21 protein-coding genes are annotated in these 23,893 nt (G+C 35.0%); 12 read left to right on the plus strand and 9 right to left on the minus strand.

The window, feature by feature from the left end; translation table 11 throughout:
- Nucleotides 1-25 precede the first annotated feature (25 nt).
- Entirely contained in the window at nt 26-1,333 is a 1,308-nt protein-coding gene (gene mnmE, locus PVV60_RS00215; RefSeq protein WP_273722363.1) for a tRNA uridine-5-carboxymethylaminomethyl(34) synthesis GTPase MnmE, read from the minus strand.
- Nucleotides 1,334-1,363: 30 nt separating this feature from the next.
- Nucleotides 1,364-2,629, minus strand: a complete 1,266-nt coding sequence (rho, locus tag PVV60_RS00220; protein WP_273722364.1) for a transcription termination factor Rho — start codon at nt 2,627-2,629, stop codon at nt 1,364-1,366.
- A 550-nt stretch (nt 2,630-3,179) separates the two neighbouring features.
- On the opposite strand from rho, the gene PVV60_RS00225 reads away from it, so the two are divergent.
- The 6 genes from PVV60_RS00225 (at nt 3,180) to polA (ending at nt 10,002) form a co-directional block, all read left to right on the plus strand.
- Nucleotides 3,180-4,004, plus strand: a complete 825-nt coding sequence (locus PVV60_RS00225) for a pyruvate, water dikinase regulatory protein (protein WP_273722365.1) — start codon at nt 3,180-3,182, stop codon at nt 4,002-4,004.
- 12 nt (nt 4,005-4,016) lie between these two features.
- Nucleotides 4,017-4,613, plus strand: coding sequence for a Maf family nucleotide pyrophosphatase (locus tag PVV60_RS00230; protein ID WP_273722366.1), 597 nt, complete (start codon nt 4,017-4,019; stop codon nt 4,611-4,613).
- Nucleotides 4,606-5,478: a shikimate dehydrogenase gene (locus PVV60_RS00235; protein WP_273722367.1), complete on the plus strand. Its 873-nt coding sequence runs from the start codon at nt 4,606-4,608 to the stop codon at nt 5,476-5,478. The genes PVV60_RS00230 and PVV60_RS00235 overlap by 8 nt, the downstream gene beginning before the upstream one ends.
- The gene (gene coaE, locus PVV60_RS00240) at nt 5,475-6,059 is read left to right on the plus strand and encodes a dephospho-CoA kinase (RefSeq protein ID WP_273722368.1); all 585 of its coding nucleotides are present in this window, start codon (nt 5,475-5,477) and stop codon (nt 6,057-6,059) included. The genes PVV60_RS00235 and coaE overlap by 4 nt, the downstream gene beginning before the upstream one ends.
- Nucleotides 6,060-6,063: 4 nt before the next feature.
- A complete protein-coding gene (gene dnaQ / locus PVV60_RS00245) occupies nt 6,064-6,771 on the plus strand; it encodes a DNA polymerase III subunit epsilon (RefSeq protein ID WP_273722369.1) in 708 nt (235 codons plus the stop codon).
- 321 nt (nt 6,772-7,092) lie between these two features.
- Nucleotides 7,093-10,002 carry a DNA polymerase I gene (gene polA, locus PVV60_RS00250; protein ID WP_273722370.1) on the plus strand — a complete coding sequence of 970 codons (2,910 nt, stop codon included), beginning with the start codon at nt 7,093-7,095 and terminating at the stop codon, nt 10,000-10,002.
- Nucleotides 10,003-10,006: 4 nt separating this feature from the next.
- Here the strand turns inward: polA and PVV60_RS00255 are convergent, their stop codons facing one another.
- The 7 genes from PVV60_RS00255 to ihfB form a co-directional block, all read right to left on the minus strand.
- Nucleotides 10,007-10,870, minus strand: coding sequence for an endonuclease/exonuclease/phosphatase family protein (locus tag PVV60_RS00255; protein WP_273722371.1), 864 nt, complete (start codon nt 10,868-10,870; stop codon nt 10,007-10,009).
- Nucleotides 10,871-10,982: 112 nt separating this feature from the next.
- Nucleotides 10,983-11,756 carry a Bax inhibitor-1/YccA family protein gene (locus PVV60_RS00260; RefSeq protein ID WP_273722372.1) on the minus strand — a complete coding sequence of 258 codons (774 nt, stop codon included), beginning with the start codon at nt 11,754-11,756 and terminating at the stop codon, nt 10,983-10,985.
- 1,126 nt (nt 11,757-12,882) lie between these two features.
- Nucleotides 12,883-13,386: a signal peptidase II gene (gene lspA, locus PVV60_RS00265; protein WP_273722373.1), complete on the minus strand. Its 504-nt coding sequence runs from the start codon at nt 13,384-13,386 to the stop codon at nt 12,883-12,885.
- Nucleotides 13,376-14,230 (minus strand): RNA methyltransferase, encoded by an 855-nt coding sequence (locus PVV60_RS00270; protein WP_273722374.1) that lies wholly within the window; start codon nt 14,228-14,230, stop codon nt 13,376-13,378. Before PVV60_RS00270 ends, lspA begins: the two co-directional genes overlap by 11 nt.
- Before the next feature lie 2 nt (nt 14,231-14,232).
- Nucleotides 14,233-15,165, minus strand: coding sequence for a class I SAM-dependent methyltransferase (locus PVV60_RS00275; RefSeq protein ID WP_273722375.1), 933 nt, complete (start codon nt 15,163-15,165; stop codon nt 14,233-14,235).
- Between the two features lie 172 nt (nt 15,166-15,337).
- On the minus strand, nt 15,338-15,634 hold the full coding sequence (locus PVV60_RS00280; RefSeq protein ID WP_273722376.1) for a LapA family protein: 297 nt from the start codon (nt 15,632-15,634) through the stop codon (nt 15,338-15,340).
- Nucleotides 15,635-15,641: 7 nt separating this feature from the next.
- Complete coding sequence (ihfB, locus tag PVV60_RS00285; RefSeq protein WP_012754445.1) at nt 15,642-15,920, minus strand: integration host factor subunit beta; 279 nt, start codon at nt 15,918-15,920, stop codon at nt 15,642-15,644.
- Nucleotides 15,921-16,103: 183 nt separating this feature from the next.
- Between ihfB and lptC the strand changes: the two genes are divergently transcribed.
- The 6 genes from lptC (at nt 16,104) to rlmN (ending at nt 23,246) form a co-directional block, all read left to right on the plus strand.
- Nucleotides 16,104-16,748, plus strand: coding sequence for an LPS export ABC transporter periplasmic protein LptC (lptC, locus tag PVV60_RS00290; RefSeq protein WP_273722377.1), 645 nt, complete (start codon nt 16,104-16,106; stop codon nt 16,746-16,748).
- A 76-nt stretch (nt 16,749-16,824) separates the two neighbouring features.
- Entirely contained in the window at nt 16,825-17,424 is a 600-nt protein-coding gene (locus tag PVV60_RS00295; protein WP_273722378.1) for an LptA/OstA family protein, read from the plus strand.
- A 6-nt stretch (nt 17,425-17,430) separates the two neighbouring features.
- The gene (lptB, locus tag PVV60_RS00300; protein WP_273722379.1) at nt 17,431-18,225 is read left to right on the plus strand and encodes an LPS export ABC transporter ATP-binding protein; all 795 of its coding nucleotides are present in this window, start codon (nt 17,431-17,433) and stop codon (nt 18,223-18,225) included.
- Between the two features lie 897 nt (nt 18,226-19,122).
- Nucleotides 19,123-19,587, plus strand: coding sequence for a PTS IIA-like nitrogen regulatory protein PtsN (gene ptsN, locus PVV60_RS00305; RefSeq protein ID WP_273722380.1), 465 nt, complete (start codon nt 19,123-19,125; stop codon nt 19,585-19,587).
- A gap of 1,886 nt (nt 19,588-21,473) precedes the next feature.
- A complete protein-coding gene (locus tag PVV60_RS00310; RefSeq protein WP_273722486.1) occupies nt 21,474-21,977 on the plus strand; it encodes an invasion associated locus B family protein in 504 nt (167 codons plus the stop codon).
- A gap of 42 nt (nt 21,978-22,019) precedes the next feature.
- Entirely contained in the window at nt 22,020-23,246 is a 1,227-nt protein-coding gene (gene rlmN, locus PVV60_RS00315; protein WP_273722381.1) for a 23S rRNA (adenine(2503)-C(2))-methyltransferase RlmN, read from the plus strand.
- Nucleotides 23,247-23,893: the final 647 nt, after the last annotated feature.

The raw sequence follows: 23,893 nt of genomic DNA on the forward strand, positions 1-23,893 counted from the left end.
AATAATCAATGTTTCACGTGAATCATTATTTACCAACACAAAACTCTGAAAAAATAATATCGAGTAAATCTTCAACATCAATATCTCCTGTAATTCTTCCAAGAAAATCACTTGCACAACGGAGATGTTCTGCACGTAAACTGAGATCAAGAGAATGATAATTAAGAGAAAATTCAATCTCTTTAACAGCCTCCTTTAATAATTGAAGTTGTCTTTTACGCGCCGGAACAATATTTCCAATTTCAGAAGCACGATGATGACAAAATGATTCAAGTTCTTTGATAAAATAATCAAAATTTAAACCAGTTAATGCGGAAAATTGTATAGACCAATGCTGATCATTTTTTTCATAAAGATCAAGCTTATTGCCAACACACCATATTTCAGCCGATGTTTCTGGTAAATCAACCTGCTTAGGATTTCCTATATCATAAACCAGAATAACCAAATCAGCTTCCCTAATATGCTGTTTAGCAATTTCTATTCCCATTTGTTCTATTTTATTTTCTGTTTTTCTAAAACCAGCAGTATCCGTTAAAAAAATAGGTAAACCACCAAGAATAATTCTCATTTCTAAAGCATCACGAGTTGTTCCTTCTTCTTCCGTCACAATAGCAACAGATTTTCCTGAAAGACGATTCATAATGCTTGATTTTCCAGAATTTGGAGCACCAGCAATAACAATTTTTAATCCATCACGTAAAATACTCGCACGCTCTCCTTCAATAATATATTCTCGAAGAGAAGCACAAAGATCCTCAACATCTTTCCAAATTTTATCAGATATTGCGTTTGGAATATCTGCTTCATCAACAAAATCAAGTTCTGCCTCAATAAAAGCACGCGCCTTCATAAGCTTATGACGCCAATCACGATAAAGCGTCGTTAAATGTCCACTTGTACCCATAACAGCTAAACGCCGTTGGCTTTCTGTTTCTGCCTCTATTAAATCAGCAAGACCTTCTGCTTGAACAAGATCTAATTTTCCTTCTATAAAAGCACGACGTGAAAATTCACCTGCCTCTGCAATACGACATCCAGAAAACGTCGACAATTCATCTAAAAAACGATTAACAACTGCTTTTCCTCCATGTAAATGGAATTCTGCACAATCTTCCCCCGTAAAACTGTGAGGAGCAGGAAAAAAAACAGTTAAAGCAGAATCTAAAAAACTGCCATCACGAGCAGTAAGATTTCCATAATGCATAAAACGTGCTTTAGGTAAACGACCACAAAGCGTTTTAACTATATCCACAACATGAGGACCAGAAAGCCGAATGACTGCAACCCCTGAAGGTAACAATCCACTCGAAACAGCAAAGATTGTATCCACAGGTTTTATCCTAATAAAAACTTTAAGACTCTACGTATTCATTGAATCAAAAAATTCACTATTGTTTTTTGTTTGCTTTAATTTATCAATCAAAAACTCAATTGCATCTGTTACATTCATAGATGCTAAAATACGACGAAGAACAAAAATTTTATGCAAATCTTGTCGTTCTACCAGAAGTTCTTCCTTACGCGTTCCTGACTTTAAAATATCCATAGCGGGGAAAATACGCTTATCAGCAACTTTTCTATCAAGAACAATTTCTGAATTACCAGTTCCTTTAAATTCTTCAAAAATAACCTCATCCATACGGCTGCCTGTATCAATCAAAGCCGTTGCAATAATGGTTAAAGATCCGCCTTCTTCAATATTACGTGCTGCACCAAAAAAACGTTTTGGACGCTGGAGAGCATTTGCATCCACACCACCTGTTAAAACTTTACCCGAAGAAGGAACAACTGTATTATATGCACGTCCAAGACGTGTAATAGAATCAAGAAGAATAACAACATCACGCCCATATTCAACGAGACGTTTAGCTTTTTCAATGACCATTTCTGCCACTTGTACGTGACGTATTGCAGGCTCATCAAAAGTAGAAGAAACCACTTCTCCTTTTACTGAACGCTGCATATCAGTAACTTCTTCTGGTCGTTCATCTATTAAAAGAACAATGAGATAACATTCCGGATGATTAGTGGTAATAGAATGAGCAATATTTTGAAGTAAAACTGTTTTTCCCGTCCGAGGAGGAGCTACAATTAACCCTCTTTGTCCTTTTCCCAACGGAGATATTAAATCAATCACGCGTGATGACATATCTTTCTCTGTAGGATCTTGTATTTCCATTTGAAAACGCTCATTTGAATAAAGAGGTGTAAGATTATCAAAATGAATTTTATAACGAATCTTTTCAGGTTTTTCAAAATTAATTGTATTAATTTTAAGGAGAGCAAAATAACGTTCTCCCTCTTTTGGACTGCGTATAAGACCTTCAATTGTATCACCTGTTTTTAAAGAAAACGACTGTATTTGTGCAGGTGAAAGATAAATATCATCCGGACCTGGAAGATAATTAGCATCAGCAGATCTCAAAAATCCAAATCCGTCTTGTAAAACTTCAACAACACCCTCTCCTATGATTTCTACATCTTGTAGAGCAAGTTTTTTCAAAATAGCAAACATTAATTCTTGTTTGCGCATAAGGGAGGCATTTTCAACTTCTAATGTTTCAGCAAAAGAAACAAGTTCAACCGGATTTTTGCTTTTAAGCTCTTGTAGTTTCATTTTTTGCATGAAATATGCTCTTTGTAATTAGGAGAAGATTATCTTAAATATTATGGAAATTTATGAATGAAATATTCTTAAGAAAAAAACATTCTACACTCAATTTTTTCAATCTGCAAGTACCATTTATATGAAATTTATTCCTGTAATATGTGAGTAATTATATGAAAAACTTTTTAAAATATAAAAATACAAATAGCGTTTAATTATTTTATAACAAAAATATGAATTAAAGTTATAGCATTAATCAAAGACTATTCAAAAGTATTTTTTACAGAAATTTATATTAATAAATTTATATTAAAAGAGAGATTCTTCTTATTTATAACTGTGTTTAGTGTGGATTATTATTTATCCTCAATTTTATCCACAAAAGGAACTAAAAAAAGAATAAAAATAACACTATCTTAAAGATATTATCCCCTCTTTTTTATAAAAGGAATTAATTTATCACAAGCATTTTATTTGTGCATAAAAACGGAGAATTTTTCCTAAATTTTAGTTTTATAAAAAACGACAAGGATATATACACATATCTTAACAAGGAGTTAAAATTTTTGTGACAAAAGAAAAAAAGTTCTTTCATTTACACATGCTTTCTGATGCAACGGGAGAAACATTAATCTCTGTTGGAAGAGCTGTAGCATCACAGTATGCAATGAGTCAGGCAATAGAGCATATTTATCCTATGATTCGTAATAAAACACAGTTACAAAAAGCTCTTGATGAAATACAACAAGAGCCAGGTATTGTTCTTTACACAATAATTGATGAAGAACTTAAACTTCTCCTTCAAAAAAGGTGTAAAAAAATAAAAGTTTTCTGTGTTGATATATTGCACCCTGTTTTAAATGCTTTTCAGTCTTACCTTGGAATGCCAACACATTTACGTGCGAGCGCACAACATGATCTTAATGCAGATTATTTTCGCCGTATTGAGGCATTGGATTTTACAATAGAACATGATGATGGACAGTCTTCCAGTAGCTTATTCGAAGCAGATGTGATCCTTGTTGGAATTTCAAGAACCTCTAAAACGCCAACAAGTATCTATTTAGCAAATCGCGGAATAAAAACGGCTAATGTTCCTCTTATTCCTAATATTGATTTGCCAGAATCCCTTTTAGAGGCAAAAAATTCTTTAATTATTGGTTTAATTGCTTCAGCTGAAAGAATTTCACATATTCGCCAAAATAGAGATTTGGGAGAAGGTTTTGCTCTTGATAGTTATACAAATCGTATCAACATAGCTGAAGAGTTAATCTATGCAAAACGCATTTGCGAACGTTTTGGTTGGCCTATTATTGATGTCACAAGACGCTCTATTGAAGAAACTGCTGCTGCAATATTTGAACTTTTATCACGATTTCGTGAAGGAAAATGAGAGAAAATTATTATGAATGCAGATACATTAATATTAGCATCTCTTAGTTTTTATCGTGCAAAATTATTAAAAAAAGCAGGTTTAAATTTTTTCATTGAAGGGGCTTCTTTTGATGAAAGAGAAGTAGAAAAAAAAGCAAAAGAAAAAACACCTAAAGAACTCAGCTGTTTTCTTGCGAGCGCAAAAGCAAAAAATGTTTCAGATCGTTTTCCTGATGCTTTCGTTATTGGTTGTGATCAAGTGCTTGATTTGGAAGGTAAAGTTTTTCATAAAGCAACAAATATTAAGGAAGTACATCAACGTTTATGTAAGTTATCAGGAAAAACCCATTCTCTTCATAGTGCAGTAGCTTTATTTAAAAATGGTCAAAAAATTTGGGTTGAAGCTTTTAGTGCACATATGTCCGTCCGTTTTCTTTCGTCAGAATTTATTGAACGTTATTTAGCACGCGTAGGAAAAGATGTTCTAAACAGCGTGGGAGTATATCAAATTGAAGGGGAAGGAATTCATCTCTTTGAAAAAATTGAAGGAGATTTTTTTACCATTGTTGGTTTACCTTTGCTGCCTCTACTCGTAAAACTGCGTCATTTAGGAATTATTGATGACTGACTTAACAATAAAAAAAACAAATTATCCACGTGCTTTTGTTGTTGGTTATCCAATTCATCATTCAAAATCGCCAAAAATTCACAATTTTTGGCTTAAGCAATATGGTTTACAAGGAGAATATATTGCACAAGAAGTAACATCTGAAGAATTCAGTCATTTTATTGCGTCTTTACAAAAAATAGGCTTTTGTGGAGGAAATGTTACTTTGCCTTATAAACAGGAAGCTTTTCGTTTAGCAGATTATAAAGATGAGAAAGCAACAATGATTGGTGCTGTTAATACACTTTGGTATGAAGGAGATAAGCTTTGTGCCACGAATAGCGATGCCTATGGTTTTAGTGCTAATCTTGATGATTTTGCATCTGATTGGGGGGGGGAAACAGCTCTTGTTTTTGGAGCAGGTGGTGCCGCACGCGCTATCATATATGCCTTAAAAAAACGCGGATTCGAACAGATTTATTTAATTAACCGTACAAAACAACGCGCTGATAATTTAGCTCAGCATTTTGGAAAATCAATTAAAGTTTACGATTGGCATAAAATCCATGAAATACTTCATCAAGCTGACTTGATTGTTAATACAACATCTATTGGCATAAAAAATCCAGAAGAAAAAAGTGCTTCTTTTTTTTGTGATTTTCATAAAGCAAAAAAAACGGCGTTAGTAACAGATATTATTTATACACCATTGATAACTCCTTTTTTACAACAGGCAAAGGCTTGTGATCTCAAGACAGTTGATGGGCTTGGAATGCTTCTACATCAGGCTGTTATAGGGTTTGAACAGTGGTTTGGAATAAGGCCACAGGTAACAAAAGCTTTACGGACAGCCATTTTAGAGGATATGAGTGAAAAGAAAGAATGAAGATCATAGGATTAACGGGATCAATTGCTATGGGAAAATCAACAGTTGCTGATTTTTTTAAGCAAGCGGGTATTTCTGTTTTTAGTGCTGATGAAGCAGTACAACAACTTTACAAAAGTGAGCCAGCTTTGTCATTTATAGAGCGTATTTTTCCTGGTGTTGTTGAAAACGGTGAAGTTAACCGTTTGAAACTTTCTGAAATTTTGATTGATGATAAGGAAAAATTACAAACATTAGAAAAAATAATTCATCCTTTGGTGCAAGAAAAAGAAAGGGAATTTATTAATATAGCACGTAAACAAGGGGAAAAATTAGTTATTCTTGATATTCCACTTCTGTTTGAAAAAAATGGTGAAAGTCGTGTGGATAGCGTTATTGTTGTTTCTGCTCCATCAGAAATACAAAAAGAACGTGTAATGATTCGCAAAGGTATGAATGAGAAAAAATTTGCCTTTATCAATTCTCAACAAATGCCAGATGAAAAAAAACGAGAACGTGCTGATTTTGTTATTTATACAGGTAAAAATTTAGAGAATACACGTCAACAGGTTTTTGATGTGATAAAAAAACTAAAGAATTGAAGTTATGCGGGAAATTATTTTTGATACAGAAACAACAGGTTTAGATAAAGAAAAAGATCGCATAATCGAAATTGGTTGTGTAGAAATGGTTGATCGTTATCTTACGGGGCGCCAATTTCATGTTTATTTAAACCCTGAAGGCGTTATTATTCCTGATGAAGTTGTAGCAATTCACGGATTAACCAATGAACGCCTAAAAAACGAGAAAAGTTTTAGTGATATTGTTGATGAATTTTTGGAATTTATCAAAGGCGCGACAATGATTGCACATAATGCGAGCTTTGATATTGGTTTTATTAACGCAGAATTAAAACGCGTCAACAAACCGCTTATCAGTGTTGATAATATTCTTGATACACTGGCTATGGCACGACGTAAATTTCCTATGGGTCCTAATTCTCTTGATATTTTATGCAAACGTTTTGGAATTGATAACAGCCATCGTGTTCTTCATGGTGCTTTGCTTGATGCAGAGATTTTAGCCGATGTTTATATTGAACTGATCGGTGGAAAGCAAGGTGTATTGGGTTTTGACAACAGAAAGGGTCTTGATGAACATATCCAGAATGATAAAGATACATCTTATGCAGTTAAAATTCGCCCACAGGTTTTACCTTCAAGATTGAGTCCGCAAGAAAAAAGGTTGCACGCTGATTTTATCGACAATATGGGTGAAAAAGCTCTGTGGAATAACTTCAAAATTCATGAATAACATCATTTTTTCTCTAACAAAATCACTCTTTAAATTAAAGAATATGGATGTCAAAAAAAACGGTCGTTGTGGGGAGGGGAACACCACAACGACCTCGTCGCTACATTGTACCTCAGCCATCATAGGAGGAGCAAAATGAAAGCTATTAATCCTGTAACAGCAAAGAAAAGCTCTAGGTACTTAATATAAAGTGCAACGACTTTATGTCTTATGAAAAGAAAAAATGGCTTTTTAGAGGCAAAATGAAAAAATAAAAATAAAAGTGAAAAAAATATATACAGGTAATTTGTTTTTTAGCTGAAATGGAGAAATAGAATTGTCATGAAAGCAACAGATCATCTTTTTTTGGTTGACGGATCAGGCTATGTTTTTCGTGCTTATTATGCTTTGCCGCCTTTAAAACGTAAAAAGGATGGACTTCCTGTAGGAGCAGTAGCTGGTTTTTGTAATATGCTATGGAAATTACTTTGTGATGCTCGTAATACAGCGACTGGTGTTGTTCCAACACATTTTGCTGTTATTTTTGATTATTCATCTGATACTTTTCGGAAACAAATTTATCCTGAATATAAAGCGAATCGCGCTGAACCTCCTGAAGATCTAATTCCTCAATTCGCGCTAATACGCCAAGCAACGAAGGCTTTTAATTTGCCTTGTATTGAAAAGGAAGGCTTTGAAGCGGATGATTTAATTGCTACCTATGCAAAATTGGCAACAAAGGTTGGGGCAAAAACAACCATTATTTCTTCTGATAAGGATCTTATGCAACTCGTAAATACGCATGTATCTTTGTATGATGGAATGAAAGACAAGCATATAGGTATCTCAGAAGTTGTAGAAAAGTGGGGTGTTGCGCCTGAAAAAATGATTGATTTACAAGCATTAATTGGAGATTCAACAGATAATGTACCGGGTATTCCAGGCATTGGTCCAAAAACTGCAGCTCAGTTGTTAGATCAGTTTGATTCTCTTGATCTTTTATTGCAAAACGTAAAAGAAATTAAACAAACAAAACGACGTGAAAACATTCAGGCTTATAGAGAACAAGTTAAAATTTCTCGTGAACTTGTTAGGCTTAAAACAGATGTTCCTATAGATAATGATTTAGATGATTTTGTTTTGGAGCCACAGGATGGTCCACGTTTAATTGCTTTTTTGAAAGCGATGGAATTTTCAACATTAACGCGTCGCGTGGCAGAGGCAACATCATGCGATGCAGCTGTTATTGATGCACTTGATATAGTTGTTGAATGGGAAAAACTGAGCCATGGGCATGATTCTGATATCAAGAATATTGAGCGCACATCTCTTCACAATTTTTCTGAAAATTCTCCACAAGTTTTTGCACAAAAACGTAAAGATCAAGCACTGACTCAAAAAATTACAAGAGATGCTTATACAACAATTCTTGAGGAGGAAGTTTTAAAAGAGTGGTTATCACAAGCACAAGAGCAGGGTTTTTTTGCATTTGATATCAAAACAACATCTATTGATCCGATGCAAGCAAAGCTTGTTGGTTTTTCACTCGCATTACAGCCAGAAAAAGCAGCTTATATACCTTTTGAACATTTTGATGAAGAAGAAGAGGACCTTTTGAGGGGCGGGCGCATTGTCTCGCAGATTGAGACCCAAAAAGCTTTAGCACTTTTAAAACCGATATTAGAAGATTCAGCGGTATTAAAAATTGGTCATAATATAAAATATGATTGGTTGGTGATGAAGAAATACGACATTATGATAAGCTCTTTTGATGACACCATGCTTTTATCATATGCTTTTGATGCTGGAACGTTAACCCATAATATGGATGATTTGTCTGAACGTTGGCTTGAGCATAAACCAATTGTCTATAAGGATTTAACGCATAACGGAAAAAAAATTACTTCTTTTGCACAAGTAGATCTAAAACAAGCAACCCTTTATGCGGCGGAAGATGCTGATATAACGCTACGTCTTTGGCAAGTATTGAAACCGCAACTTGTTGCTCGTGGAATGACAAAAATTTATGAGCGTCTTGATCGCCCCCTTGTAGAAGTTCTTGCAAGAATGGAAGAACGTGGAATTCTTATTGATCGGCAAATTTTATTGCGTCTTTCAGGAGAATTGGCACAAGCTGCTTTGATTCTAGAAGAGGAAATTTATAAACAAGCTGATGAAAAGTTTAATCTTGCTTCGCCAAAGCAATTAGGGGATATCCTTTTTGGTAAAATGGGATTGCCTGGAGGCGCTAAAACCAAGGGTGGACAATGGTCAACTTCTGCACAGACCTTAGAAGAGTTAGCTGCTGAAGGTCATATTTTACCGCGTAAAATTATTGAGTGGCGTCAACTTACAAAGTTAAAATCTACCTATACAGACGCCTTGCCTTCTTATATTTTTCCAAAAACAGGGCGAGTTCACACGAATTATTCTTTGGCAATAACATCAACAGGGCGGTTATCATCATCAGAGCCAAATTTGCAAAATATTCCAGTGCGAACTGCTGAAGGACGTAAAATTCGAACAGCTTTTATTGCTCCCAAAGGACATGTATTACTTTCTGCTGATTATAGTCAGATTGAATTGCGCATTCTTGCACACATTGCGGATATAAAAGCATTAAAAGAAGCTTTTTCTAAAGGGCATGATATTCACGCTATAACGGCATCACAAATGTTTGGTGTTGCGATAGAGGGAATGCATTCAGATATACGACGGCGTGCAAAAGCGATTAATTTTGGTATTATTTATGGTATTTCAGCTTTTGGATTAGCCAATCAATTGGGAATTTCACGCCAAGAATCAGGTCGTTATATTCAACTGTATTTTGAAAGATTTCCAGGAATTAAAGATTATATGGAGAAGACCAAAATCTTTGCACGTGAAAATGGTTATGTAGAAACAATTTTTGGACGTCGTATCCATTATCCAGAAATAAAAGCAAAGAATGTAAAAATTCGTTCTCTTAATGAGCGAGCAGCTATCAATGCTCCAATTCAAGGTTCTGCGGCCGATATTATTCGCCGCGCTATGATACATATGGAAGGTGCTTTAAAAGAAGAAAAACTATCAGCAAAAATGTTACTGCAAGTGCATGATGAACTGATTTTTGAAGTACCAGAAGAAGAAAATAAAAAAACCATGGCTGTTGTTAAAAATGTTATGGAAAATGCTACAATGCCGGTTTTATCTTTATCTGTACCGCTTGAAGTAAAAGTCATGACGGCTCAAAATTGGGATGAAGCACATTAATTTTTTATTTATTTTTAAGAATGTTGATTGCGTTGGAAAGATTAAGATAGGCTTTGATAGGTAAATGATCTGAAGCAATGCGTGCAAGCGGTGATTGATGATTTTCAATACTTGTTACCAATTGGTGGGGAAAAGAAAAAACTCTATCAAGGGCTAACAAAGGAAAGCGAGAGGGAAAGCTTGGTACAACTTCAAAAGTGCTATCAAAATAGGGAGAAAAATGATTCAAAGATGAACCTTTTCCCATCCGCCATTCATTAAAATCTCCTATGAGGAGTGTAGGCATAAGAGAGCGTTTTTGAAAAATTTCAAGGAGCATTTTTGTTTGTTGTTTACGGGAGTAACGTAATAAGCCAAAATGAGCCGCAATAATACGAATAGGGCCTGCTGCCATTTCCAACTCTACAACTACGGCCCCACGTGGTTCAATACTAGGAAGAGTGATTTGTAAAGTATCACGTACATATCCCTTTCGCAAAAAGAGAGCATTCCCATGCCAACCATGGCCATGAGGTGACATAGTATTAAGAGGTACAGGAATCAAACCGGTTTCAGCTTTTAATAGCTGAAGATTAATCAAACCGATACGTTCTCCAAAACGTTTATCTGCTTCTTGAAGAGCAAGGATATCAACTTGTAATTCAGTAATAACACGGACAATTCTTGTGGGATTAAAAATTTTATCAACACCTACACATTTATGTACATTATAGGAAGCAACGGTCAGATCGTAATTACTATTTTGATTGATGATGTTTGATTGATGATGAGAGCGGCTGTGAATTGCATTTAAAAGGGAGTTATGAAGTTTTTGTTGGATAAAACCGGTAAACCAAGGAAATTTTTGCTTATAAGGTATTTTTGTCATTTTGCGAAAAGAATAGTCTCTAAGAGGCCAAGGGTAAAAACTTACACTAAAAACAAAAGAACCTTGTCTCTTTTAGAAACAAGGTTCTTTAATTAAGTTATGATTTTTGCAATCAATCACGGTTTGAGCCAAGAAACTGTAGCAAGAAAACAAACATATTGATGAAATCAAGATAAAGATTCAACGCGCCCATAATAACTTTACGTCCTCTGGTGTCGCTTTCATCTCCTTCGTAATACATCAACTTAATACTCTGGGTATCGTAAGCTGTCAAACCAGCAAAGATAAAAACACCAATCACAGAGATAGCAAATTGCAAAGCGCTTGATCCAAGAAAAATGTTCACAATCATGGAAAGCAGCAAGCCGATCAATCCGATGAATAAGAATGAACCGATTGCTGTGAGATCACGCTTTGTTGTGTATCCATAGAGTGAAAGAGCTCCAAAAGTTGCGGCGGAAATGACAAAGGTTTGCACAACACTTTCTGTCGTATAGCGCAAAACAATTGAAGACAGTGAAAGACCAACCAGAGCAGCATAACCAAAAAAGAGACTACGAGCAGCATTTGTGCTCAATGTATTAATTCTAAAACTGAGGAATAAAACTGCTATGAGTGGTGCAAACATAACAATATAAGAAAATGGCGATGTATAAAATGTTACTCCAAATGGTGTTAGATAAACACTGCTATTGATTTGAGCTGCTGCTTGGCTCATATCTGTTGTCGTTGCTAATGATACAATTGCATAAGCGGCAGCAGCTGTAATAAGCAAACCAATGGCCATTGTATTATAGACACCCAACATATAGTCGCGTAATCCCTGATCAATTGATGCATCGGCATGAGAAGCAGGTGCCGAACGTAAATCTTTAAAATTAGCCATAATATAAAATCCTTTAGCATATGTTCCGTCAGGTATAGGGCTTTAAAAGTATCTCTGTCATTACACAGATAAACTTAGTATAAACCTTAATTGGGCAAATACAAAAACCCTCAAGAATCACTGACAGAATTCCAGCATATCTGCTCTTATTATGGAGATTTATTTAAAAATTACAAGAGATTTATATAAGCAAGGAACCTTACAAATTTTTAAGGAAATAGTTCATTTTAATAAAAAATATTTCCATTTTTCGCCATATTTTTGCAAGATAAAAAGACTATACTTAAAAATTTTCTATTATTCACGGGAATTATGTAATACAATATTTATAAAATATCCACTATCTTTACGCTTATAAGAAAAGCGGCAAGTATCATTGCACTATTTTTCAGCCTCAGATTATTGCATCTGTTTTGTATGGTTAGAAGAGCTATTGAATTAGATTTTATATAACATATTGATATATAATGATAAATTGTCTTTTTTGAATGCTAAATGATACTCCGAATACCGTAAGATTCTCTGGTTGCAAATCTGCTTATTTGAATCAATTAATATTATTGACTTTCTTGTGTCTTGCAAGAGACATGGTTTTCATGGATTAAACATGAACAGATTCCAAATAAAAGCGATTTAGGCTATTAAGGGCTTTTATTAAATATGAAAAAAGGTAATTTATATTTATAATCAATATTTTGCTTTAACAAGAGACCATTGAAAATAGTTGAAAAAATGTTTTTTATTAAACAAGATATAAAATAAAAAAGGAGAGCTTTTAAACGAAGCACTTAAGAAAGGCTCTGTAAAAAAACAATACCTGTAAAAACTAAAGAAACATGCGAAAAACAATTGTCCTAATCAAATAAACAGAACTTTAAATGCTGTGAAATATTTCCTCAAAAATTATGATGTAGGACACATGGATAAAAAATATTGATTTCTATTTGAGTTCATTTCTTTTGTACTAACTAAGTGTAGAATGTAAGGTTGAAAAGAAAGAAAGATCTTATAGTTCCATGAAGAGAAACACGTGAAATAACGAGCAACAAGAACTGATTAAGAAAAATCAATGTGTAATCATACTTGTGATGGTCAATAATCTCTGTTTTCTAAGGCAATGAGTATATCAATGAGAAGATGTACTCTTGGAATGACGTTTTGCTTTCATCCAAGTACGCAATTCTTCAATAAGGATTGCAATAACACCGAGAGTGATAAAACTATCTGCAAGGTTGAAAATAGCAAAATAAAAAATATCATCAATATGAAAAAGTATATAATCAGTGACATGATGAAAGCGAATACGATCAATGAGATTGCCGATTGCTCCTCCAATAATAAGAATAAGGCCAAAGCGCATTAAAGGCTTATTGTATTCAGTATTTTTCCATAACCATAGAAGGAAGATAATCACGATCATCGTAATGGCAATGATTCCCAAGTGAGAAAAGGAAGAAAAAAACGAAAATGCAATGCCAGAATTACGCACATGATAAAGGGAAAGAAAAGGAATAAGCGAAATTTCTGTTCCTAAGGGCACATTGTGCATAACCCAGTATTTGACAACTTGATCAAGTACTACTGTCAAAGCCAAGCCCAAGAGAAGAAAAGGGAGTGATTTACGAATCATATTTTTTCTCACATGGTTCCAGTATTAAATAGGGGCGACGGATTTCATAAAGCATAACAGCTGTTGCTACAGCTAAATTAAGCGAGTCTGCACGTCCGCTTTGTGGAATACGCGTAAGTTTATCACACCGATTTGTAAGAAGATCTGATAATCCCTGTTTTTCATTCCCCATTAAAAGGATAATAGGGCCATTTTTGAAATCAAGTGTGCGATAATCTTGAGACCCTTTGAGATGTGTTCCAACGATCATACCTTTAAAGTGAGCAGACCAGTTTAAAAAGGCGCTTTCATCAAGACGATAAAGTGGTACAGAGAAAATAGACCCCATGGTTGCACGGACCGTTTCAGGCGAGAAAGGGTCTGTTGTTTCGCCAATTAAAATAACACCTTTAGCACCTACAGCATCAGCGGTTCGAATAATGGTACCAAGATTTCCAGGATCACGTACACGATCAAGCGCGATGTAAACATCTTTGATCTGTCCTTTTATCATTTCAAAAGAGTGCCATTTTTGCTTGAAAATACCAATAACTGTTTGTGGATTATCGCGTCGGGTAAGTGATTCCATAACCTTTTGTGAGGCTTTAATAACAAAACCACCGTTGGCTACAGCACGTGCAGCAGTATTTTCGATAGCAGCATTACCAATTTTACTTTTAGAAAAAATAAGCGTCTGTATTGTCCAGCCGAGATCGAGAGCATCAATGACCAATTTCAATCCCTCTGCCATGAAAAGACCTTCTCTATTACGATTTTTCTTTTGGCTAAGTGCTTTAAGATCTTTTATGATGGGGTTGCTAAGAGAGGTAATTTCTTTCACTCTGCCAGTTTTGGGTCTACACATATTCAAGCAATCCAACGGCTAAAAAGAGAAGTAGAAAGAGCACGTCCTGCAACTTCTTCACGCAAAATGAGTTCTCCTGATTCGACTGTACCACCAAGATTTACAAATGCATCACGCATTAAAGCATGAAGTGCAAAGAAGGAAGCACGAATAGAATAAGCTGTAAGGACAACAGAGAGCGGTTTATCAGAGAGAAGTTTACGACAATTTGTGATCATAGCGGGTAAATGATCAAACAGTTGCCAAATTTCACCATGGGGTCCACGCCCATAAGCGGGGGGATCAAGAAGAATCATATCATAGCTTTTCTTACGACGCAGTTCACGCTCGACAAATTTCATAGCATCATCGCAAATCCAGCGAATAGAATGATCTGGTAATTCTGCTTTTTCTTGATTAGCTTTTGCCCACGCGATGGCTTTTTTAGAAGCATCAACATGGGTAACATTCGCACCCGCTCGTGCCCCAATCAAAGAGGCGATACCTGTATAGCCAAAAAGATTCAACAATTTTATAGGACGTTCGGCTTTAACAATTTGTTCTTCCATAGAGCGCCAATGGGCATCTTGTTCAGGAAAAACCCCCACATGCCGAAAGGAAGTAAAACGGCCTAGAAAAGACAATCCATTCCAAGCAAGAGTCCATGTTTCATCAAGTGGCTTTTTAGGAAAATGCCAACGACCAACCCCTTCTTCATCACGGTTTCCTGTGAAAATAGCATCAACATCAGCCCATTGTTTTCGTGATAAAGCGGGTTTCCATAGTGCTTGACCTTCTGGTCGAATAATGCGGTAAGCTCCATAACGTTCTAATTTTTGTCCATGACCAGAATCAATGAGAGAATAGTTTTCACTTATACCTGTTTCTAAAATAAGGGGCAACTTTTCCTGCGGATATCTATTGTTATGGGAGGATTGAAAGCATTGTGCAAGCATGTTTTGTATCACGGTATATGAGGTATGAAGATGTATTATAAAGCTCTTAAGTGTTTCGTAAAAGTGCAAAAAAGCTAAAGTCAATTAAAATATGTATAAAAAAAGAAAAAGAGCACTTTTAACTCTGTACTGAATATAAAATACAGAGAGAAAAGATTTCATTAAAATACCATTACACCAGATTTGTGATAGATGTTTTCAATTTCTCGATCTCGGCATTACTTTTTTTGAGAGCTTTTTTGTATTTGTGATAGGAAAACCAACTGATCAGATTTCCTAATAAAATACCAAAACCAAAGAAAATAAAGAGCCATACAAAGAGGGGAGCATGATAAGTAAAACTTTCAGAATCTGCTCGAAAAGGATCAAGGGTTAACGGAACCATTTGACGATTAGCCACGATAAAAACAATCAAAAACGCTGCGAGAATCACACCGATACTTGTTAGAAGAATACGTTTAATTATCATAAGTTTCTCACTGATTAAGACGGTCGCGTAAATCCTTGCCAGTTTTAAAAAAAGGAATCCACTTTTCTTCAACAGAAACGGCTTCACCTGTTCGTGGATTACGTCCATTACGGGCTGAACGGCTTTTTACAGAAAAAGCTCCAAATCCACGAAGTTCAACGCGATTTCCGTTTGCAAGTGCTGTTGAAATTTCCTCAAAAATAGCGTTTACAATATTCTCCACATCCCGTTGAAAAAGATGCGGGTTATGACGAGCAATAATTTGCACAAGCTCTGATTTTACCACAATAGCCTCACTTTCACACAAAAAATTTTTGTAATTGTGCATACCATGCATATTACAATATATAAACGGATAAAAGCAAAATAAAACCAAGAAAAAGCAAATTGCAAGAAACAAAATTTGAAAATACCTTCTATAAAGGTTATACAGATTAAAAATGCGGAGTATTTAAGAGATTAGGAGAGTATGTCCGTACATAATCATTATAAAGCCTTTTCAACGCAATCATCTTTTGGAGATGTTTTAAAAAAAGCATCCCGTCATTCGCGTCGCATTAGCGTATTAAAAATTTTTTTACCTCTCTTAGCGTTGATTTCAGCGCTGGTTTTTTGCTGGTTTACGTTTTTCTTGGTTCCTGTTACTTCTGATTCTATGCCTTTGAATAATGGAGAAAGTGGCGTGATGAATTTGACGATGCTCAATCCAAAATTAGAAGGGTATACGCGTGCTCATGAACCTTATTGGCTTAAAGCAGAAAAGGCATTTCAAGACCATACACACGCTGGAATGATTGGATTGCAAAACATTACAGCTAAAGCATCTATGGGCCAACAAAGACAGGTTTTTCTCGCAGCACAAGGAGGGGTTTACGATAACATTAATGGTTTTTTACAGTTGGACAAGCCATTCACCATTACGACGAATGATGGGATGATGGCACAATTTATGTCAGCGAGTATTAACTTATCCGAGGGACAATTAAAAACAGATCAACGTGTTAATATTCAGCAAGCCGGTTTGCATCTTGCCGCAAACGCCTTACAAATTCGAGAAAAAGGAAAAAACATGTATTTCCATGGTGGTGTGCATCTAGTGTTTCAAAAGCAATGACGCGCATCAATACGAAATCTTTAAAGGATATTTATAAAGAGAAGTACGTGTATATACAAACAGAAGAATTGAAATAATGAAATCATACAAAAGATGGATAGGTGTGATATTGGCTTTTAGCATGGGAATGTTAGGAGGAGGAGCAGTTCTAGGATATGCTGAAGTGGCCCATTTTGGAATAAGTCTATCAAGCGACAAAGAACCGGTAGAACTGCATGCAGATTCTTTGGAAATACGTGATAAAGAAGGGATAGCGCTTTTTAAGGGTGATGTTTCAGTGGTGCAAGGTGAACGTCTTTTAAGAACGGCGAAATTAGTTGTTTACTACGATAAAGCATATAAAGAAATTGATAAAAACAAGGAAGATACAAAGGCATCATCTGTTTCTTTATTTGGTTCGTCGGGTATACAAAAAATGGAAGCTTTAGGAAAAGTTTATATAAAAATTGCTACGCAAATTGCTACGGGTGATAAAGGCGTTTTTGATGGAAAGTCAAAAATGATGAGTTTGACAGGGAATCATGTTGTGTTAACTGATGGTGACAATGTGGCAACGGGATGCAAACTAACGGCAAATATGGAAAGCGGAAAGGCTTTTTTAGAAGGTTGTGAGACGCCTAAGAAAAAAGGTCGTGTTTCTATTATTTTAAAACAAAATCAAAAGAATGGCCATTAAGATTTCATGTTTGGAATCAAAAGAAAAAAACAGACCGATAGGTATAATCTTGAAAGTGAAGCTTCAAAAAATCCTTTAAAGGGGACCTTGATTGCCAGTAATTTGATTAAAGTTTATCGAGGAAGACGAACTGTTAATGGTGTTTCTTTTGGCATTCGTACGGGAGAAGCAGTTGGCGTTTTAGGGCCCAATGGGGCAGGTAAAACAACTTGTTTTTATATGGTTACGGGGCTCATAAAATCTGATGGAGGATCTATTAAAATTGATGGATTCGATATTACGCATCTTCCGATGTATCGACGTGCGCGTTTAGGTATTGGATATCTTCCACAGGAGGCTTCTATTTTTCGTGGTCTTTCAGTAGAAAATAACATTAAAGCTGTTTTAGAGGTTGTTGAAAAAGATCGCCTTAAACAGCGTGAAGAGTTAGATAGCCTTTTACATGAATTTAAAATTGATCATTTACGTAAAATGTCTGCACTTTCGTTATCTGGAGGTGAACGTCGGCGACTTGAAATTGCGCGCGCTTTAGCTTCTCGTCCACATTTTATGTTACTTGATGAACCATTTGCGGGAATTGATCCTATCGCTATTTTCGATATTCAACAGCTTATTCGTCATCTAACTAGGCGTGGCATTGGTGTTTTAATAACGGATCATAATGTACGCGAGACATTAGGGCTTGTCGATCGCGCTTATATTATTAATACAGGGCAGGTGTTAGTTCACGGCTGTCCTAATGATATTATCAACAACGTTGATGTACGCAGGATTTATTTGGGAAATCAGTTTTCCCTTTGATTTTACAGCTTTCAGGATTTTCCATTTAAGTTTAACCAAACATTATTACTGAAAATCTCCTTATTTATGCCAAAACTTCTTTTATGACTATAACCTTAGAATGTTTTTATTGAGTGGTGAAAAAGGATTCATCATTAAAGGGTTAGTTTTTTGTTTTATAAGTTTAGCTTACTCATGATTGTATCATAGAAAAGATATCACTAGATTAACTTGATAATGAGTGATAAACGAAGCTCGCAATAAATGCGTGTATTATTGAAAGGTAAGAGATGTTTATCATATTTTTCTCTGTCGAATCAAATAATATATCGATGATGCTGTTTTAGGTATTTTGATGGGAGCACCGGTTATTCAATGTGAGTTGTCGTATTTTATTGTTTTATATGGCCTATTTAAAAATAGGAGCTCAGCTACAGATATCAGGCTAAATTTACAAATTTTTAAAGTAATCATTAAATCTCTAAAAACCTTTATATTCTTGTTATAAGGCGATATTCAAGCTATACAGTAATTTTCAAAGTAAAGGTCCATTTTGCGCAGTACGCTTTTCATCTTAATTTAAGGGATCATTTTTAAAGAAAGAAAAACTCTGATGGCGAATTATACATCAACCCTTATGACAAGTTTAATAAATTTATGAATAATGACCTTTTCTAGAGTCGTAAGGAAATTAACTTTATGAACAACTTCATTTCTTCGTTTTCTCATGCCGTTAATGAGGAGCTAAATACTATTTATTATTCTGTTAAAAGTGATATGACATGTATTGAGTTATCACCTGCTATGAATTGAAAAATAAAACACATGCGATGTTGCGAAAAGTGAAAAACATTAAATGTCTATACCGTTTATAGGTTTATTTATGAGCATTTGAGCGTGTAAGAGGAAAATTAAAGTATGAATTTGAGTGAGTTAATAGCACCGGAAGCGATCATTCCGGCTCTTAAGGCTAATTCGAAAAAACAAGTTCTACAAATTTTAGCAGAAAAGGCTTCTAAGCTGACAGGTCTTAGTGAGCATGTAATTTTTGATGTTGTTTTGCAACGCGAGAAGCTTGGTTCAACGGGTTTGGGTGGTGGTATTGCGATTCCTCATGGGAAATTACCTAATATTAATCGGATTATTGGTATATTTGCACGTCTTGAAAGTCCTGTTGATTTTGAAGCTCTCGATGACGAACCTATAGATCTTGTTTTTCTCCTTTTGGCACCTGAAAATGCTGGTGCAGATCACTTAAAAGCTTTATCACAGATTGCACGTGTTTTGCGTCATGCTGATGTTGTGCAAAAGTTGCGCAATACGCATAATGCCAATGCGCTTTATGCTTTATTGATTCAAACTTCAGAATCAAATGCAGCTTAAAAGGTATTATTGAGTGTATAAATTGCGAGGTATGCACCATAGAACGTGGGAAATAATATAATTTGCATCTTAAGACTAATGATAAAAGATTATGTCATGAGATTTAAAAAATAATTTCTAAGTGAACTTTCTTGTTAAAGAATAAGCAACAAAAACGAAGGACTTGTCCTTTCTTGTTCTCGTATATTAAAGCATCTAATTATTATGTTTGTGGATTCTTTTATCCTGTTATACTGTAAAAAGCTATCATTTGAGGTGTGGTGAGATAAATCCTGTAAGTCTTCTTAGTATATTTAAGTGCTTTTAGAGTACGTAGTAAATATTCTTGAGTAGGACTTGTCTATAGATCCTTTAGTTAAGTGAATCACATGAGTGGGAAGGCAAGAGGAACCGGCTCAACAAGAATCCAAACTTTTTATACACCAAGTTGGATTAAGAGTCTTCGCTCTTTGAGGTTGGAGAAGAAATCAATAGGAAAGTTTATTTGTGCATTGAATTTTTTTATAATTTAAATTTGAATATTTAGGGATAATATTATTAAGGTACAAGTAGACAATAGGGGATATTGTATCCTGTATGTATCAGTGTATTGATTTTAAATATAAATCACTATTTTTCATGTTGGATGAGAGATCTGAATATTGTAAGCTTCTCTCATTCCAAATTTGTTTATATTGAATCAATAAAAATCATTTTCTTGCACGTTATAAACGGAATTAGCGTGTGGATAAAACTGTATAAGACAAGGAGTAAAAATGCCTCTTATGAACCGTCTCAAGAGCCAAGGGCTGTAGCAATATTAGAAGCTGGAAATAGTGTGATGGTGCCGGTTTGCTTCTTCAAAATGGGAGATATCAATTATTTTAATAGGTATGATTTAGATGTCAGCTGTTGTATAGAGCTCATACTAAAAAACAATTTTGTACAGTAAGAATGAAAATTATATCTTTAGATTGGGTGAAAGAGTTTTTGTGCACAGGAAGATTTATTCAAGTGCCTTTAATTGATTAAAATGTTGTTTAGAAAACAGTAAAGTTAGAACTTCTATAGAAGAAAGTTTTATATTTTTGTTTATAAATTACTAAGAAACAAGAGAAGGAAACTTTCCAAAAGAATTTTTAAGAAGCTTTTTATAATAGAAAGAAAAATATTGTCTAATACATTAAAATAATATGATTAAGATATTATAAGCTACTGAAATCAGTTTAGAAATTAACAATTTGAGATGAAATATATAGGGAAATAAGATCAAAAGAAACAAAATTGTATGTGATTATTGAGATAGAATCTGAATTCTTTATGTTTTATTATTAATATCTTGATAATATTATATTATTTTTGAAAGATATTTTGAAGATTGAGAAAAAGTGTTATCGGGACGATATTGAATACGAAGTATGAATGCACTATAATGGATGAAAGGTGGAATATTTTGCAAACATAAATGTATTGAATGCATAAGGTCGAGAAGTGATATTCACAAGGCGATGAAGCTTTTTTTGGGGGGGGAGTACGGGGTGTATTTTCAAAATTTTGCATCAGATTGCTTGTGATATAAAGAGTATGGTTTATTTCTTAACAGAGTGATGATATATTTTCATTTCGTTTGAAGTTCTATAGCTTAGAAAATCGTTTTTTATACAAAAATGAAATGAGTAGCGTGAAATGAAGATGTTATTTTTTAATGTGATTATTGAATAAGAAGTTTATATTTTGGTAACGATTAAAAGGTCACAATGAAACGTAGAAGTCTATTCTCATTAGTGTGAAAATATTTCGATTATTGAAGGAATTAGGACAATAACACATAAATATTGAGGGTTTTTTGTTGAATTTTTCCAATGAAGAGAATCTTGTTAGAGACTAAAGAAGTGAGCTAAATGAAGATGTTTGAAAAGACTGTTATTGCTGCATCTGTAATGGTTCTTGTTACAGCGGGAGCGGCATGTGCGCAAACGCCGAGTCGTTTAAATCAATTTGAAGCGTGGGGAGCTTATTCTTATAAATCGCCCAAAAATACGATTTGCTATGTGTTATCGGTACCTTTGAAGGCTCTTCCAACGACAGTTAATCATGGTGATAATTTTTTCTTGGTTACCAAGCGTTCTCATTCACCTATTTCGTTTGAACCGCAGTTTATGGCTGGTTATACCCTTCAAGAAGGGTCGAGAGTGACAGTGACCATTGGAGGTAAGGATTTTGATTTTTTCACGAAAGATTCCTCAGCTTGGTTGGCGTCGTCAGAGCTAGAAAAGCAGCTTGTTTCTGCTATGCGTACTGGAAGCAATATGACAGTGAAAGCGATATCAAAACGAGGAACGCATACCACTTATACTTATTCCTTAAAAGGGGTCACTGCTGCATTAAATGCAGCTCAAAAGTGCCATTAAGGTTTCGATAATTTCTAAAATAGTGATGTGAATTGGAAAGCAATGGCCATTTCCTATGACCTTAGACCAGTTGGTTCATGTTTTGCGCGAGAAACAGATAATGTGTTCGTGAAGGAGAGTTCTAAGCTCTCTTTAATTGGTTTGTCGCAAGATGAGATGGTGCAAGCTTTAAAGACAGTTGGTGTACCAGAGTATCAAACGCGTATGCGTGTGCGTCAGCTTTGGCATTGGCTTTATGTGCGTGGTGTTTCAAATTTTGATGAGATGCTGAATATTTCTAAAGCAATGCAAGAGATACTTAAGTGTCATTTCTCCATTGCGCGCCCAGAAATTGTTGGAGAACAAATATCAAAAGATGGTACGCGTAAATGGCTCTTACGTTTTCCTGCACGTGGAGCTGGAAAGCCTGTTGAAATTGAAACGGTTTATATCCCTGAAGAAGGACGTGGTACTTTATGTCTTTCATCGCAAGTAGGGTGTACATTAACTTGCTCTTTTTGCCATACGGGAACGCAGATGCTTGTTCGCAATCTGACTGCGGAAGAAATTTTGGCACAATTATTGGTTGCACGTGATTGTTTGGGTGATTTTCCTGATAAAAATACCCCTGATGGGGCAATAGTTCCCATTGAAGGTCGCAAAATTACCAATATTGTTATGATGGGGATGGGAGAACCTCTTTATAATTTTGAAGCTGTTAAAAAAGCTTTATTGATTGCTTCTGATGGTGATGGGCTTTCTTTATCAAAACGTCGGATTACGCTTTCAACCAGTGGGGTTGTTCCTGGAATTATCCGAACCGGAGAAGAAGTTGGTGTTATGTTGGCGATTTCACTCCACGCAGTACACGATACATTAAGGGATATGCTTGTTCCCATTAATAAAAAATATCCGCTTGCTTTACTTATGGAGGCTTGCCGTAATTATCCTGGTCTTTCCAATGCAAAACGAATCACTTTTGAATATGTTATGCTGAAAGATATCAATGATAGTTTAGATGATGCTAAGAGATTGATTCAGTTATTGAAAGGGATTCCTGCTAAGATCAATTTAATCCCTTTTAATCCGTGGCCAGGGAGCAATTATCAGTGTTCTGATTGGGAGCAAATCGAGCGTTTTGCTGATGTTGTTAATCAAGCGGGCTATGCTTCTCCTATTCGGATACCGCGTGGACGCGATATTTTAGCGGCATGTGGACAACTTAAATCAGCTTCAGAGCGTTTACGGAAATCTGAACGTTTGCGACTTGAAAATGCCGTTGGTCATTAGTTAATGCAACTTTCTGCGATATTAAAGCCTATGCTTTTTTCAGTAAATCAGCATATAATAGCATGTGTGAGACAGAAATTAAGATGGATAAGTGCGAGACGAACAGTTTCAGCTTTTATATGCTAAATGGAGTAAGATATTGCCTATAATCTGTTTGCATAATCTCTGAAATAAGAAGGAAGCCTAATTTAAAGGGAATATGAAGTTTAAGGATTGTAATTAATTTACACCTTATTATCATACCCTTTAATTCGGTTTTATGACTTTTAAAAGCATTCACGGTAATATCCTTTAAAAAGTGGAGATTGGCCTTGCCTCACTTTTTTGTTTGTTACGTTCTTTAACAAGATTACACCTCACACACAAAACGGAGTTTCTAAAATATAAATACCATTGTGTTGTCTATTGACATGTTTTTAAAAAAGTATTCTCTAATGCACTCCCCATTTCATGATAAGGCTTGTGAAGAGTATAAAACAAAGGAATCTATGGAATTATGATATTACCTCACCTTTACATTTAATAAAGGTTTAAATTGGTACTACCATTCTATTTTTCAGCTCCTAATGTTGTAACAGCTTTTGGCACTTGAGATAGTTCATAAGAGGTATTTTTATTTTTTTCTTAGATAGTTTTATTCATACGAA

The organism is Bartonella sp. AU18XJBT (assembly GCF_028618595.1).
Lineage (GTDB): Bacteria > Pseudomonadota > Alphaproteobacteria > Rhizobiales > Rhizobiaceae > Bartonella.